This window comes from Bacillus sp. S2(2024) (genome assembly GCF_050474045.1).
GTDB classification, from domain to species: Bacteria; Bacillota; Bacilli; order Bacillales; family Bacillaceae_G; genus Bacillus_A; species Bacillus_A yunxiaonensis.
Genome location: NZ_JBFLUS010000003.1, coordinates 4046719 through 4062578 on the forward strand (window position 1 = coordinate 4046719; position 15860 = coordinate 4062578).

At 34.8% G+C, this 15860-nt stretch carries 17 protein-coding genes; 4 read left to right on the top strand and 13 right to left on the bottom strand.

Annotated features, from left to right (window positions below; all coding sequences use genetic code 11):
• The first annotated feature begins 7 nt into the window (after positions 1 to 7).
• Together AB1284_RS20610 and AB1284_RS20615 are read left to right on the top strand one after the other, a co-directional pair.
• Entirely contained in the window at positions 8 to 1186 is a 1179-nt protein-coding gene (locus tag AB1284_RS20610) for an NAD(P)/FAD-dependent oxidoreductase (protein WP_429753211.1), read from the top strand.
• A gap of 200 nt (positions 1187 to 1386) precedes the next feature.
• Entirely contained in the window at positions 1387 to 1479 is a 93-nt protein-coding gene (locus AB1284_RS20615) for a zinc ribbon domain-containing protein (protein ID WP_429753210.1), read from the top strand.
• A gap of 251 nt (positions 1480 to 1730) precedes the next feature.
• Here the strand turns inward: AB1284_RS20615 and AB1284_RS20620 are convergent, their stop codons facing one another.
• The 4 genes from AB1284_RS20620 to AB1284_RS20635 form a co-directional block, all read right to left on the bottom strand.
• Positions 1731 to 2912, bottom strand: a complete 1182-nt coding sequence (locus AB1284_RS20620; RefSeq protein ID WP_429753209.1) for a NupC/NupG family nucleoside CNT transporter — start codon at positions 2910 to 2912, stop codon at positions 1731 to 1733.
• A 308-nt stretch (positions 2913 to 3220) separates the two neighbouring features.
• Positions 3221 to 4645, bottom strand: a complete 1425-nt coding sequence (locus tag AB1284_RS20625) for an alanine/glycine:cation symporter family protein (RefSeq protein ID WP_429753208.1) — start codon at positions 4643 to 4645, stop codon at positions 3221 to 3223.
• A gap of 465 nt (positions 4646 to 5110) precedes the next feature.
• The gene (locus tag AB1284_RS20630) at positions 5111 to 5377 is read right to left on the bottom strand and encodes an ArsR/SmtB family transcription factor (RefSeq protein ID WP_429753207.1); all 267 of its coding nucleotides are present in this window, start codon (positions 5375 to 5377) and stop codon (positions 5111 to 5113) included.
• Between the two features lie 155 nt (positions 5378 to 5532).
• Positions 5533 to 6420 (bottom strand): thioester domain-containing protein, encoded by an 888-nt coding sequence (locus AB1284_RS20635; RefSeq protein WP_429753206.1) that lies wholly within the window; start codon positions 6418 to 6420, stop codon positions 5533 to 5535.
• Positions 6421 to 6614: 194 nt separating this feature from the next.
• Here AB1284_RS20635 and AB1284_RS20640 point away from each other — a divergent pair, with 194 nt between their 5' ends.
• A complete protein-coding gene (locus AB1284_RS20640) occupies positions 6615 to 7223 on the top strand; it encodes a DedA family protein (protein WP_429754408.1) in 609 nt (202 codons plus the stop codon).
• Positions 7224 to 7458: 235 nt separating this feature from the next.
• Here the strand turns inward: AB1284_RS20640 and AB1284_RS20645 are convergent, their stop codons facing one another.
• From AB1284_RS20645 to AB1284_RS20660, 4 genes are all read right to left on the bottom strand, one after another.
• Positions 7459 to 7581: a DUF4023 domain-containing protein gene (locus AB1284_RS20645; RefSeq protein WP_230574650.1), complete on the bottom strand. Its 123-nt coding sequence runs from the start codon at positions 7579 to 7581 to the stop codon at positions 7459 to 7461.
• 71 nt (positions 7582 to 7652) lie between these two features.
• Complete coding sequence (locus AB1284_RS20650; protein WP_429753205.1) at positions 7653 to 9047, bottom strand: DUF4179 domain-containing protein; 1395 nt, start codon at positions 9045 to 9047, stop codon at positions 7653 to 7655.
• Entirely contained in the window at positions 9017 to 9577 is a 561-nt protein-coding gene (locus tag AB1284_RS20655; protein ID WP_429753204.1) for a sigma-70 family RNA polymerase sigma factor, read from the bottom strand. The genes AB1284_RS20650 and AB1284_RS20655 overlap by 31 nt, the downstream gene beginning before the upstream one ends.
• Positions 9578 to 9761: 184 nt before the next feature.
• Positions 9762 to 10013 carry a DUF4318 domain-containing protein gene (locus tag AB1284_RS20660; RefSeq protein ID WP_429753203.1) on the bottom strand — a complete coding sequence of 84 codons (252 nt, stop codon included), beginning with the start codon at positions 10011 to 10013 and terminating at the stop codon, positions 9762 to 9764.
• A gap of 324 nt (positions 10014 to 10337) precedes the next feature.
• On the opposite strand from AB1284_RS20660, the gene AB1284_RS20665 reads away from it, so the two are divergent.
• Entirely contained in the window at positions 10338 to 10649 is a 312-nt protein-coding gene (locus AB1284_RS20665) for a heavy metal-binding domain-containing protein (protein ID WP_429753202.1), read from the top strand.
• Between the two features lie 63 nt (positions 10650 to 10712).
• Here AB1284_RS20665 and AB1284_RS20670 read toward each other — a convergent pair.
• The 5 genes from AB1284_RS20670 to AB1284_RS20690 all read right to left on the bottom strand — a co-directional run bounded on the left by AB1284_RS20670 (position 10713) and on the right by AB1284_RS20690 (position 15672).
• Positions 10713 to 12061, bottom strand: a protein-coding gene (locus AB1284_RS20670) for an IS3 family transposase (RefSeq protein ID WP_429753201.1) whose coding sequence is annotated in 2 segments (ribosomal slippage) — positions 10713 to 11605 and positions 11605 to 12061 — 1350 coding nt in all. Because the reading frame shifts where the segments join, the coding sequence is not laid out codon by codon here.
• Positions 12062 to 12234: 173 nt separating this feature from the next.
• Complete coding sequence (locus AB1284_RS20675; RefSeq protein WP_429753200.1) at positions 12235 to 13758, bottom strand: HAMP domain-containing sensor histidine kinase; 1524 nt, start codon at positions 13756 to 13758, stop codon at positions 12235 to 12237.
• Positions 13742 to 14443: a response regulator transcription factor gene (locus tag AB1284_RS20680; RefSeq protein ID WP_429753199.1), complete on the bottom strand. Its 702-nt coding sequence runs from the start codon at positions 14441 to 14443 to the stop codon at positions 13742 to 13744. The genes AB1284_RS20675 and AB1284_RS20680 overlap by 17 nt, the downstream gene beginning before the upstream one ends.
• Positions 14444 to 14462: 19 nt before the next feature.
• Complete coding sequence (locus AB1284_RS20685) at positions 14463 to 15095, bottom strand: DedA family protein (protein ID WP_429753198.1); 633 nt, start codon at positions 15093 to 15095, stop codon at positions 14463 to 14465.
• Positions 15082 to 15672: a class I SAM-dependent methyltransferase gene (locus AB1284_RS20690; RefSeq protein ID WP_429753197.1), complete on the bottom strand. Its 591-nt coding sequence runs from the start codon at positions 15670 to 15672 to the stop codon at positions 15082 to 15084. Before AB1284_RS20690 ends, AB1284_RS20685 begins: the two co-directional genes overlap by 14 nt.
• Positions 15673 to 15860: the final 188 nt, after the last annotated feature.

The window sequence follows — 15860 nt, forward strand, 5'->3', positions numbered from 1 at the left end:
TCATACTATGTCAAAACAAATTGTCATCTTAGGTGCTGGTTATGGCGGACTTCTTGCAGCTTTAAATGTACGTAAACATTACAGCAAATCAGAAGCACAAGTTACAGTTATCAACCAATATCCAACACATCAAATTATTACGGAACTACACCGCCTTGCAGCAGGAAATATTTCTGAACAGGCAATTGCTATGCCATTAGAAAAACTTTTCAAAGGCAAAGATATCGATCTTAAAATCGCAACAGTTGAGTCATTCTCAGTTGATAGCAAAGAAATTAAACTAGCTGATGGCACTACTTTATCTTACGATGCACTTGTAGTTGCTTTAGGAAGTAAAACTGCTTACTTCGGTATTCCAGGACTAGAAGAAAACAGCATGGTATTAAAATCTGCTGCTGATGCAAACAAAATCTACAAACACGTTGAAGACCGTATTCGTGAATACGCTAAAACGAAAAACGAAGCTGATGCTACAATCTTAATCGGCGGCGGCGGATTAACTGGCGTTGAGCTAGTTGGTGAACTTGCTGACATTATGCCTAAACTTGCAAAAAGCCACGGCGTAAATCCAAAAGAAGTTAAACTTCTTCTTGTTGAAGCAGGTCCAAAAATCCTTCCAGTATTACCTGATCATTTAATTGAACGTGCAACTACTAGCTTAGAAGCACGCGGCGTTCAATTCTTAACAGGTCTTCCTGTAACAAACGTTGCTGGCAATGAAATCGACTTAAAAGACGGTCAAAAAATCGTAGCTAACACATTCGTTTGGACAGGTGGCGTACAAGGTAACCCATTAATCGGTGAATCAGGTCTTGAAGTAAACCGTGGTCGTGCAACAGTTGATGCATACCTACAATCTACTTCTCACAAAAACGTATTCGTTGCTGGAGACAGCGCTGTTGTCTTTGCTCCAGACGGTCGTCCATACCCACCAACTGCACAAATCGCTTGGCAAATGGGTGAGTTAATTGGATACAACTTATACGCAGCACTAGAAGGCAAAGCATTCGAAGAGTTCGCACCAGTAAACTCTGGAACACTTGCAAGTCTAGGACGTAAAGATGCGGTTGCTACAATCGGAGCAAGCTCAACTCCACTTAAAGGCTTACCAGCATCTCTAATGAAAGAAGCAAGTAACGTTCGTTACTTATCACACATTAAAGGTCTATTCAGTTTAGCTTATTAATCTGAATGATAGCCCGAATCATGTTTATCTATGATTCGGGTTTTTATTTGATTAAAATTCTCTATCTAACTTATTCGCTAAGAAAGTAACATACACCTTTCAAAATTTCTGAATATACTGTTTAATTTGTTACGATTTTGTGTATTGTAAATACTCTATGTACTCCTCTTTCTCACAAGACTGTTCTTTTTGCAAAAATCGTGCGAAGAAGTCTCTCCATTCGTACTCACATTTGTACAAAGTGCGGAACGGTATTGGATAGAGACTATAACGCGAGCCGGAGCATCTTATAAAAAGGATTAGAAGAATTGTTTGCCACAAACTGTAGGGCAAGGTTATGTCCGAACAGTATAAGCTCGCACTTCTAGTAAAAAGTTACTTTGTCACAGGGCTTCAATCTTAGAATTCCCCCCCGATTGCCTGTCAGTTACTAGGAAACTTGCTTCTTACCTAGACCGAACTTTCACTAGTGAGCAGTGTTCAGCTTAGCTGAACACGCAACAAAAAAAGCAATGAGCCCACTGCTCATTGCTTTTTTTCTTTTTTATAGCATTACCCCAACGATAATTGCTGATAACACACTTACTAATGTTGCACCGTATACAAGTTTTAATCCAAAAGAAGATACAACGTTTGCTTGTTTTGCGTCGATACTCTTCGTTGCACCTGCGATAATTCCGATAGATGAGAAGTTCGCAAATGATACAAGGAATACAGATAAAATACCAACTGTACGAGGTGTTAAATGACCTGCTACTTTTCCTAAATCAAGCATCGCAACGAATTCGTTTGTTACTAATTTTGTTGCCATAATTTGTCCAGCTGTTACCATCTCAGATGCTGGAATACCCATAATGAACGCTAATGGTGAGAACACATATCCTAAGATTGTTTGGAATGTAATACCGAAAATAGAATCAAATAGACCGTTAATTGCCGCCATTAATGCAATGAATCCGATTAACATTGCTGCTACTGTAACCGCAATTGTAAATCCTAACATAATGTACTCACCTAACATTTCGAAAAACGTTTGGTGCTTGTCCTCTTGTAACTCTAAAATATCTTCCTCTTCACTTACATCGTAAGGATTTAAAATATGAATGATAATAAATCCGCTAAATAAGTTTAATACAAGTGCTGTTACAACATACTTAGGGTCAATCATTTTCATATAAGAACCAACGATTGACATAGATACTGTTGACATCGAAGAAGCACATAGTGTGTATAAACGATTTTTTGGTAACTTACTTAGTTGATCTTTTACTGTAATGAAAACTTCTCCTTGACCAACAATTGCTGCTGCTACTGCATTATAAGATTCTAATTTTCCTAAACCATTTACTTTACTTAATAAAAATCCAACTGCTTTAATAATAACTGGTAAAATTCTAAGATGTTGCATAATTCCAATTAACACCGCTAAGAAAATAATTGGAAGTAATACAGAAAGGAAAAACGTATATTCCCCTTTATTTACAAGTCCGCCAAATACAAAGCTAATTCCAGCGTCCGCAAATTTTAAAATTGCAGTAAAACCGTCAGAAATCCCTTTAACTAAATAGTATCCAATCTGTGTATTTAGTAAGAAATATGATAATGCTAATTGAATAACAAGCATTATAGCAATTGGCTTGTATTTAATCTTTTTTCGATCAGTACTTACGATAAACGCTAATATAAATACAGCAATTAATCCTACAAGAAACATGACAAATTTCATATGTGAATCCTCCATTTTTTTCGTTTCACCTATCATTCCCTATTAGTCGTTGAACGATAGACGTCTGACAATTCAGATTAAAAAAATAAGTCCCTCTAAAAACCATTTAACACTTACATCAGTAAGCGTTTGTATTGCGCGAATTTATATACTACATAGTTCATGCGGAATATGAGAATGATATCATTTTGTTCTATCCATAAGCAAATTGTAAGCGTTATCTTTCAGAAATGCAATATATTTTTTAAAGGGAAAAATAGCCAAAAAAAGAACATAGAAGCTATCCCTTCTATGTTCTTTTCGGATCACTAACCTACTTGTTTTTCTTTTCCAGCAACTGAATCTTCCCAGCATTCCGCATTCTTTAATCCTGGGATAGAGCTTGCATGGAATACAGGATCTTTTCCTTGCTTCTTCTGTTTTAAATAGTCTGTAAGTGCAGCAAAGGCTGTTTTTGATAGGAATGCAATAGCAATTAAATTTATAATAACCATAAAGCCCATAAATAAATCCGCTAAATCCCATACAAATTGGACCTTTGCTACAGAACCGAATACAATCATGGCTAACACGCTTATTCGGTACACCATCAACCATACTTTACTATTGTTTAAGAATCGAATATTTGTTTCTCCGTAATAATAGTTACCAATTAACGCACCGAATCCAAATAGGAAAACAAAGATAGCTAGACAGCCTGATGCCCAAGAACCGATGTGTTCACTTAATGCTGCTTGTGTAAGTGCAATACCAGTTAGATCTGGTTGTTTGTATGCATCAGAAAGTAAAATAATAAAGGCTGTGCTTGTACAGATAATCAGTGTATCCGTTAATACGCCAAATGCTTGAATAAGTCCTTGTTTCACTGGATGGCTTGTTGTTGCCGTTGCGGCAACGTTTGGCGCACTCCCCATACCAGCTTCATTTGAGAATAAACCACGTTTAACTCCATTCATGAGCGCTGCACCGATTGAACCGCCCGCTATTTGTTTAAAACCAAATGCGTTTTGAACAATAAGAGAAAGAACTTCCGGCATTTTTGTTATGTTCGTAATTACAACAAATAATGCAACACCAATGTATAACACCGCTAGGAACATTACTTTATATTCAGCCATTTTGGCAATACGCTGCACACCGCCAAAGATAATCACAGCGAAAGCAATTGCCATGATAATCCCTAAAGTTAAACGATCTGTACCGAATGAGTTCTGAAAAGCAAGTGTAACGGTATTTGATTGGACAGAATTGAATACAAGACCGAAAGTAATCGTAATTAAAATGGAGAATAATACTCCCATCCAACGTTTGTTCAATCCTTTTTCCATATAATAGGATGGACCGCCACGGAAACCATTTTTATCTTTTACCTTATATATTTGAGCTAATGTACTTTCAACAAAGCTGGATGCTGAGCTAATAATAGAAATAATCCACATCCAGAATACCGCTCCAGGACCACCTAATGCAATTGCAATCGCAATTCCTGTGATATTTCCCGTTCCAACACGAGCGGCCATACCAACACAGAACGCTTGAAATGGGGAAATTTCATCTTTAGAACCAGCTTTCCCTTCCATTAACACACGGACCATTTCCTTTAACATTCGAAACTGTACAAATTTCGATTTAAATGTGAAATAAATTCCGCAAGCAATAAGCATAATAATTAACAATTTAGACCACATAAAATCATTCGTTATTCCAATAAACTTTTGTAAAATATCTATCATGTTTCACCCTCCCTTTTTTCCTCACATAAGTTAAATTATAATTTGAAATCGCTTAAAAAACAACAATTTTCGACAAAACATAACAACTACACATTTTTACCTCGCTAATTCTTTGTTTTTCTTATAAATACTCAATAATACTATCACTTGCATAAAAATAATCCATGTTACATTTTCTGACATGGAAATATAATTCACATAAAAAAGCGCAATTCTTTCTTGAAAGAATTGCGCTTTTTTATGGTTTTTTTCTTTTCTTTTCTCTATTATTCGGTTAACAGCCTAATATTTTATTACGAAATATTTTAGGATCTACAATAAACTATTAGAATGTTAAAAAATAGCGTTAGAATGAAAAAACAATCGGAATGTGTTGTATCTGGAACCTTCAAAAAATTATTTTAGGGGCTTTACGTCTTTTACAAAAGTAGTGAGTTCCACGGAGTCAAAAAAATACTATTTTACTTAAATAAGGTTTGCTACTATCGTTTTTGTACGATCATCCACTACTTCATAATAAATTTCTAATCCCTTTCGAGTACCTGCAACGACTTTAGCAGCTTTCAACTTAGATAAATGTTGACTAATTGTACTTTGAGGCATTCCTAATTTTTCATACATTGTTGTTACATTCGTAGGGCCTTTTGTAAGCATTGTTTCTACTAAGCATAAACGCACAGGGTGTGCTAATACCTTTAATACTTCAGCAATATCTTCATATTTTTCTATCATTTTCCTTATCTCCTCTTTATATATAAATATTTTGTTTATAGCTTTCCTCTATATTATTCGAAAGAACATACGATTTTATGTCCGTCGTTTTTTAAAAAATTTTAGAAATTAAAAATCCCAACGTTCACACTAACTCGAAGCGTTGGGATTTGTTATTATCTTTTATTTTTAGAAGGTGCTGGTGCTTTCCAATTTACTAACAAGTCAGGACTCGTTTTCTCTTCTCCTCGTTCTACAAGAACTGTTGCATCTTGGATTGCAGGAGTCCCTTTATATTTAATAGCTTGTAACCTCGAAAGGTTTGCAACAACTTTAAAGCTAAATTCCCCTGCTTTTGTTGCTTTTGGAATTAGAACACGGAATTTTTCACCTACGTTAAACTGTGTTTTTGCTTCGCCATTTTCATTCACAAACTTTACGCCTTCAGGGGCGTTCGTTGCTTGCACTTGATACGTGCCTTTTGTTGCATTTGTTTCCACTGTATACAAATCAGTTTCAAAGAAATCATTTTTTAACGTTGCTGTTTGCTTTTCTGTTGGAGTCACATTCATCGTAATCTCTTGCACTTCTGTGCTGTTCTCCGCATTTGTAACAATTTCTCTCATTGCTTTTCCTACATTTTTATTGCGATGATCTAAATCATTGATATCGATTTGCTTCAGCGCATTCCATACAGCTAGCTGCGTTGCATAATGTGCTTCTTCCCAAGTTGATACACCGAGCTCTTGCGGACTTTTTACCGGATATCCATTGAGTAATACACGGTATACCCCAATATCTGCTTTTCCTATTTCAGGTAAATCCTGACCGCTTGGTGATTTTAAATGTACATTTAAACAGTAGGCAATTTTTCCATCTGCTGTTTTAATAAGCTCAGTTCGAATTGGTTTCTTTAAAGACTTACTATAACTCCAATCCATTTGATACTTCGTATGATCCATTACTAGTGCAAATGCCTTTCCAAGTGGAAAAACAAAACTTGAAACGATAATTAACACACTCACTAAGGCAATCCACAACTTATACGGTTGTTTTAAAATCATGTTTACAGCCCCTTTTTAGATTATAATAAAAAATAGCAAATTTAATATGGTTAGTATTTAATTGCGGGGCGTTTTTATACATGCTATTTCTTATAAATTAAATGATCCGTATAGTAATGATTGCATGTAATTAGGTGAAACTAAGAAGAATACATAGTAATTCTTAATGCATATGAGACGGACGGTGATTACAAATAGAACAGCACTTAACTTATTTCATTTCCCATTATGGATATTTTGGACTGATTATCGCTTTAGTTGGAGGAATTATCGGATTACCGATACCCGATGAAACTTTGTTAACTTTTGTAGGGTATTATATATTTCAAAAAAAGATGATATTTTCTCTTGCCTTACTAACTGCCTGGTTTGGCTCTGCAGTTGGGATTACACTTAGTTACATATTAGGAAAAACACTTGGACTTCCCTTCTTAAGGAAATTTGGTCCTAAACTGCACATTACAGAAAATAAAATTGCCCGGACACAAAAGCTCTTTCAAAAAATTGGTCCACCTTTATTAGTTTTTGGTTACTTTATTCCGGGAGTTCGGCATGTTACTGCCTATTTAACTGGTATCTCCCGTTTAAGCTTTCAAAAATTTTGCCTTTACGCTTATACGGGAGCACTCATATGGAGTTTCACTTTTATTAAATTAGGAATGGTATTCGGGAAAGATTGGCATCTGATCGGTCATTCTATTCACCGTTACGCTTTTATCTTAGTAGTTGTATTACTCGTTCTCGCACTTTTCGTTTTGCTATATATTCGCAGTAGAAAAACAAACACTAAGCGCTGCACATAAAGTGAAACTTCCATCAGTGGGGATTTTTCTTCATCCCCCACTGATGGAAAGCTCTCACCAATCGGGCGCATGCCAGCAGTTGTCTCCCACCTATCTTCTTTGTTTTCTCGAAACCTTAAGGTGGGAGTCTTACTGCCCTAAAGTAGCGGGATAAAATTCAGAAAGAAAAAAGAAATTAAAAACAAAGAAAAAACACCTCCTCAATACGGAGGTGTTTTTCATAAACTTTTCGTAATTATTTATGTGTTTTATTCGGCTTTTTTTTGCCTGGATTCCCGTTACCTTGGCGCTTTTTATTTCTTTCAGCTTTCTCCTGTGTATCGTGCAATTTCTCTAAAAAGTTACTACTGTTGTCCACTAATGTAGCCTCCTTGATTATCGTTCCTTTGTTACTATAACCAATTGCACGTAAAATCATGAAGGATCGTTTTACTTTAATTTAATCTGAACTGGCGGCAATGTTTTCTCAGGGTGATACGATGACATATCCACTTCTAATACATAATCCTTTAAGCTGAAATTTTTCACGCCATATTTTCCGTCCAATTGGAACGTTGCTTGAAATTGCAGTTTTTCCTTATCTAACACTTTCACGGTACTTCCCTTTATAACATGACCAATCGGTGCAAATTCCTTATCTATATACGCAGAATCCATTACATTCATAACTTCACCACGATTCATTAACTCATCCATAGATATACGCTTTATATCCACATTTTGAAGTGTGTACTGCACGATTAATCGGCTGTTCTTATGTTGAATTTTATTCACAATAATTTTGAAATCACTACGTGTACTCTTAATTTCAAATGGTGTTTTTTCATCCAATTTCACAATTGCTGGTTTTTCAGATAAAAGAACAAGAGGATATAATGTAATAAATTCTGCACCATCAGGAATTTTTCCGAAAATAGAACGTTCTTCAGATTCTACATGATCACCTACTTTTTCTCTGCCAAATTTAATTCCTGAACTAGACAAATGAATTTCTTTTCCTTTGTCATCTGTTATTTTGCGAATTTGTGCTAAGTCGTTCTCTCCTGCAAGCGGATAAATCGCTTTGTAGTCAATCGTCGTTGATCCTTTACCGACTGTAATTGTTTCAAAATTAAGTCTATGCTCCTGATCCTCACTACTAACTGACTGCTGCGGGTTAATTTTTTTATTTTCTAATTGCTTTACTGGAATATCAAATTTCCAGAATCCTTTCGTTTCACCAATAGATGTAATGGTAATTGGCAGTGTTGTGTTCGGAGGTAATTCTTTTTCTGGATAATTAATATGGATATTACCAAGCCAACCATTTTCCGTTATCTTTCCCATCCAAGAAGCAGAACTTCCCCATTTTCGGCTTCCATCAACAAGTTTAAACTCATAATCAAAACTATTACCAAAAGTATTTTTTATCGCTACTTTTTCTGGATTATCAACTTTAAATGTTACACTAATTCTACCACCATCGTAATACACGCTGTTCATTGTGACATGAATTCCGTTGCTTACTGCTTGTTGATTCAACTCTGTTACAAGTTTACTCTCTGTAAGATCTTGCCCCACCGTATCATGAAAATAATCATATACTTTCCCTATAAGCGGAACTTCTGCAAGTACACGATTCATTTGCGGAAAAACAAACCCTGAACCTAGTACACACATACATACTGATGCAGCAGCTAACCATGCAATCTTTCTTCGTTTATCTTTTCGTTTTACTGGTTTTTCTTGTTGTGCTCTAGTAATACCTTTTGTTATGGCAATCTGTAATTCTTCCCGCGGCACTTCGATTTTGTTTATTTCATCATTAAACCACTGTTTATCCAATTCTCATCACTCCCTCCTAGTAGTTTCTTTAATGATTTTCTCGCTCTATACAAATACGTTTTGACGGTTCCTTCAGGTACATGCATATGCCAAGCAATTTGATTTATCGGAAGATCGTAATAATAATGTAAGATGATGACCGTTTGATAATTTTCATCCAATTGTCCAATTGCTACTTGCAAGTCAATGTTTTGTTCAATTCGGTTTGCTGTGTTTCTTACGTCCTCATAAACAGCTAATTTCTTGCTATCTTCTAATTTTTGCACCTTCTTCTTCTCATTCAACAGCTGATAAGCATTATGTATTAAAATACGCGTCAACCACGTCAGAAAAAAGTTTAGTTTTTGTAATTGCTCTAAAGATACGTACGCTTTATAAACCGTTTCTTGTACAATATCTAAGGCATCTTCTTTATTTTGCACATACATATAAGCTGTGCGATATAACTGGTCTTGATGGAGGCTAATGAGCTTCTCAAACGCTGCATCATCACCTTTTTTCGCTTTTTTCACTAATTTTATTTCATCCATCTTATCCCTCCTTCCACTTATTAGATAGAATATGGAATGTTTTGGTTTCAAAAATTTATATTTCTTAATACTTCAACATTACTATACAAGAAAACGCCTCGAGAAAACTTGAGACGTTTTTTTCATTAAAATAAAGTGGGATTTCGAAACATAAAAAAATGACCTTAAATCGGTCATTTTTCAACTATACTTCCTTGCAAAATATTTCATATCCTCCGCGGACTATACGTATATTAGCTTGATAGAGTGTGTCGTCTAAATAAAAAGTAACTGGTTTTACTTTGTTTGTAAATTCAACTTTTTCTTTGGATTCAGCAGCGTATTTTTCTATGCTTTCACAAATAGTTTGAGCAGACGGATAGGTCAGTGTTTCATCCAATTCAATAAAAAATCCCTTTTTAAAAAATCTTTTTAAAAATTCCTTTTCTATTTTCATTGTTAACCCCTTTCTCTACTGCCATGAATTGATATTTCACTTGTTTTTAAACAATATTAAGGTGAAGCGAAGTTTTATAAGAAGACCAAACTTTTATGGTATTTCGTAAATAAATTTTTCTGTTTTGTTGATTTTATATTTCCAATTTTAACACAAAAAGGTTAATTAGATTAAAAGTAAAATACATAAAATCCCACTTATAAAACCTTACGAAACTGTCACCTTTATGTAAGGTTATTAAATAGTTACTTTACTGTTTCAATGTAATAATAAAAGCATAAGAAACAGTCATATATTTTTAAAGATTATAGGAGAGTGTCGAAAATGATCGTAACAACAACTTCTGTTATTCAAGGAAAAGAAATTATTGAGTATATTGATATCGTAAACGGCGAAGCAATTATGGGCGCAAATATTGTACGTGACATATTCGCTTCTGTTCGTGACGTTGTCGGTGGCCGTTCCGGTGCATATGAAAGTAAATTAAAAGAAGCACGTGATATTGCGATGGAGGAAATCAAAAGTCTTGCGAAGCAAAAAGGAGCAAATGCAATTGTTGGTATTGATGTAGACTACGAAGTTGTTCGTGATGGAATGTTAATGGTTGCCGTAAGCGGTACGGCTGTACGTGTGTAAATATATGTAGGAAAAAGCACCTCATTGGAAGTTGAAGTGAACCCAAAAAGTTAGACACATATTTTAAGCAACTAATGAGGAATGCGTTCTGTATTGTACAGGACTCATTCCTTTTAATTTTGTTTTAATTCGGTCATGATTGTAGTAGTGAATATATTTTTCTAATTCTAATTTAAAATGTTCCATACTTTCGAACTCTTGTAAGTAGAGTAATTCAGACTTTAATAAGCCAAAGAAATTTTCGATGACTGCGTTATTTAAACAATTCCCTTTACGAGACATACTTTGTGTAATTCCTTTTTCTTTCAATACATGTTGGTATTCCTTCATTTGATAGTGCCATCCTTGATCCGAGTGGAGGATAGGAAATTCACCATTTTTTAATTGTTGAAAAGCCTTATTCAACATCTTTGAGACTAATGGGTAAACAGGACGTTTCTCTATGTTATACGCAATAATTTCACCATTATATAAATCAAGTATCGGGGATAAATACAACTTCTCACCATGTATGTGGAATTCTGTCACATCTGTAACCCATTTCTCATTTGGTTTCGTTGCTCCAAAATCACGTTTTAGTATGTTTGGTGCAATATTACCAACTTTCCCACGATATGAGCGATACTTCTTCATACGGACAAGAGATTTTAAATTCATTTCGCTCATTAAGCGACGAACTGTTTTGTGATTTAATATGATACCTTGATTGCGTAATGTCCATGTAATACGACGATAGCCATATCGACCTTGGTGCTTATGAAAAATCTGTTGGATCATTTCTTTCACTTCGTGATATTTATCTGGGCAATCCATTCGTTTCACCCAGTAATAATAGGTACTGCGCGGAATATCAGCGACTTTTACTAAGTCAATGATTTTAAATTCGTGCCTCAACTCATAAATTATTTGCGCTTTGTCTTGTTCTGTGACTTTTCCTTTTCTTGAATTAAGGCATGTAACTTTTTTAAATACGCATTCTCCATACGTAATCTCTCAATTTCCGCTTTTAATGCTTCTTCTGATCCTTCTACTTGTTGATTGTTCTCTGGCTTCTTTTTCATAGGTGGACGCCCCTTTTCCTTTGGTTGAAGAGCGTCAATCCCTTGTGTTTCAAATAAATGTTTCCACTTCCACACAGTGCTAGAAGTAGGAATATTAAATACCGTAGTAGCTTCTGCGATGGACGCTCCCATCTCGCTTATAAATTTAAGTACGTCCATTTTAAACTCAACAGAGTAATTTGTATATGTCTTTTGAAGACCTGCCAATCCATGTTTTTTAAACTTAGCTACCCATTTTTTTAACATCGTCATATCTACACAATGTTTTTGAGCTATATCTTTAAAGGATTCTACGCTGTTAAGATAATCGGTAACGGCAGATAACTTGGTTTCTAAAGAGTATCTTGTCATAAAAAAACTGCACCTCCAATTGTTAGACTGTGTCTAACAATTGGGGTGCAGTTCAAGTTGAGGCGCTTTTTCTTTTTATATAAAATGTAAAAAATCTATCGATATAGTTCTATTTAGTACCTGCTTTGACAGCATTCCATATTTGTATCAAAAACAATTGATACAAACAATGACTACATTTTCGCTACAACTGGTAATACAATAATAAATCGAACTATCCCATCCTCATATTCTGCCCGAATTTCTCCCCCCTGCATCTCCACAATACTTTTCGCGATTGCAAGACCAAGCCCCGACCCTTCTGAGACCCTACTTCTCGATTGATCTTTTTTATAAAAGCGTTCAAATACGTTCTCAAGCTCTTCTTTTGTAAATTCTTCACTATGATTCGCAACAAAAATGCAAATGTTACGCCGTTGCTTTTGAAGTGAGACTGTAATTTCTCCCTCATCTTTACTATATTTAATTGCATTCATCAATAAATTATCAAACACACGGACAATTTTTTCCGAATCCAAGGCAGCATATAGACGCTCTTCCGGAAATTCTTTCACAAACGAAAGATTATGTTCTTCTGCTTGTGGTACAAGCTCTTCGATTAATTGATCAAGAAGTTCGTTTACACATACTTCTTGCTTTTCTAATGTGATTTTCTCATTTGTTAGCTTTGTGTACTCAAATAAATCTTCTATTAAATTCTTTAACTGCTCTGACTTTGAAAATGCGATTCTTACATACTCATCATATTGTTCTTTATTTTCATATTTGGCATCGCTAAGTAAACGTAAATATCCCATAATAGAAGTAAGTGGTGTTCGCAAATCGTGTGATACATTTGTAATCAATTCATTTTTTTGCTTTTCAATTTTCCGTTCTTTTTCAATATTCATCCTAATCTCTTCTGCCATATGATTAATATTTTCAGTTAATAAAGCCAGTTCATCTTGTCCCTTTTCCTCAATTCGATATGCTAAGTTTCCCTTCGCGATTTCTTTCACCCCTTGCGCCATCGCTTCAATCTGTTTCATCTTTCGCTTCGTTATATAGAAGAAAGAAAAAATGAATACGATAACGCCAATAAGAAATGGAAAAGGCCCTTCTGTCGTGTTATATATAACATCCCCTCTTGGAATGCCGCTCACGAACATATATAAATTCTTACCTTCAATTGTAACTGGATAAAAAGTAATAAATTCCTTATGCAAGTCCTCAATTTCTCTTGAACCACTATTATCAATTGGACGATTAATAGCAAAAGACATCACATTGCGAATGGTATCATGCAGGTTGATTTGTTCTTCCTGCGCTTGTTTTGTTTTATACAAAACCTTACCTGTTTCATCTGTAACTAGTACTTTTAAAGCATGCTGACTATTTTCAGCCTTTTGATTTTCCATGTCAATCATGCTTTGCAACGCATCTACAGTATTTTCTCTCGCTATGGTCTCTGCTGTGCGCTTTGCTTCCTCATTAATTTCCTCCATACCATTACGATAATCAATTACTGCATGTTGATTTGCTTTTTCAAAAAATGGAGCTGATAATCTTGTTACAAAAAAACCTAACAATGCGCAAAAAATAAACGTAGTAATTAATTGAATTCTAATACTTCGGCGAATGTGATGATTTAAAACTTTGTTTGTTAACTCTATTATTTTTTTATTCATATAATAAAATGGTTTAAATATCTTTCTCAATCTTATAACCCACTCCCCACACCGTTTTTATATAACGAGGTTTCCTTGGATTTTCTTCCGTCTTCTCACGTATTTTTCGAATATGTACCATCACAGTATTATCAGATTGAAAGGACTGTTCATTCCATATTCGCTCATAAATTTGATCCGCACTAAATACCATCCCGCGATTTCTGGCAAGTAACTCTAAAATCGAAAATTCCCTCGGTGTCAATTTCACTTCTTCCTCTGCAACAATCACCTCATGTGTTGCAACATTCATTTTCATATCACCGATTTCAATTTCATTTTCGTTTTGTATAAAGCCTCCGCTCATTTTCATATATCTGCGAAGCTGCGATTTAATTCGTGCAATTAATTCTAATGGATTAAAAGGCTTTGTTACATAATCATCTGCACCAGTTGTTAATCCTAAAATCTTGTCCATGTCTTGTGTTTTTGCAGATAACATAATAATCGGCATCTCAGCTATTTCCCGCACTTTCATACACATATGAATACCATCTACTTTCGGCATCATAATATCTAATACGACTAAATGCACTTCATGTTTCTTTACTAACTCTAATCCCTCTGCACCATCCCCGGCCTGTAATACTTCATACCCTTCATTTTTTAAGTAAATGGTAATGAGGTCCCTAATTTCTTTTTCATCATCTACGACAAGTATTGTTTCTTTGCCCACAATAGCCCCTCCAACATTTTCAGCCTATCAAATCTTTAGATCCCTTCGATTCTTTACCTACAACTATCTGTTCTTTTCGCTGTCTATATAAATAAGAAGTACCAAATGCAATCGCAATAACTACTCCAAAAAACACGCCATACTTAGTTGTGAGTTCTACAATACGCTCTATGTTTCCTCCAAAGATAAATCCAATTATAAAGTATAACAATGTCCAAACAAATCCTGTAACATACGAGTACTTGGCATACGTTTTAAATGGCATATTATTGATTCCAACTAAATAAGGAACAATATGTCTCACTACTGGTATGAAATAGCTTGTTACCAATGCATAACGTCCGTATCTATTCAGTAGTTCTTGTGATTTTAAAAGATACTTCATCTTCTTCTTTTTCATAATCCTATCAAGAATTTTCGAACCAAACATTTTCCCAAGTATATATCCTAAAGATAGCCCTGACACAACACCCAAATATGTTAGCATAAAAGCTGGAATTGGTTTTAATATACCCATCGATGAAACAAATCCACCGCTCATCACAACCATTTCATCAGGAATTGGCATCCCAATAATCCCTAACCATAAACAAAAAAACAAAGCACCGTAACCGTAATGTTGAATGTATAATAACAATTCATGTAATCCCATTCGCTACAGTCCTCCCTTGTTCTTTTCCACAACAAAACACATACGCTGGCGGGAAATTGAACCACACCTTTTTAAGTGATATCGCTGGAAAGAACTTCTGGATAAATGCTTTCTTCACGAGCGAATATTGAAATGTGATGAATTCACCATTTCCTTGTAATGCTTCCATAACACTACTTAAAATACTGGACGACACTTCAGCCGGTAATGAAGTAAACGGTAATCCAGATAATACATAGTCAATTTTATCTATATTTAACTCTTTGATGTACGTTTGAATATTTTCAGCTGATCCATGTACAACAAAAACGCTTGGATCATTCTCAAACTGTTTCTGTAGGTCTTTGAAAAACACTTCATTAATTTCAATAAGAATCAATGTAGTATGTTTCTTTTTTCTCTTCATTATTTCTTTTGTAAAAGATCCTGTTCCAGGTCCTAATTCCACAATATATTTCGCTTCTTCAAAATTGATAGCATCCACCATTTTTTTTGCTAATATTTTCGAGCTCGGAGCAATCGCCCCAGTATTTTTCGGGTGCTTAATAAACTCAGTTAAGAATGTAATGAATTGCATAAAATATCTCCTCGCTTAATCACTATTGTGTAAGATGACTCTAAGTATAAATATTGTTTCTTAACAAATAGCGAGGAGGTTTCTTAAGATTTTCTTAAGAAAATGAAAATGTCCCAAAACGAAAAAGATACTACTTTTTCGTTTTGGGACACACATTTAAATAATAGAATAGGAACGGATACATCCAT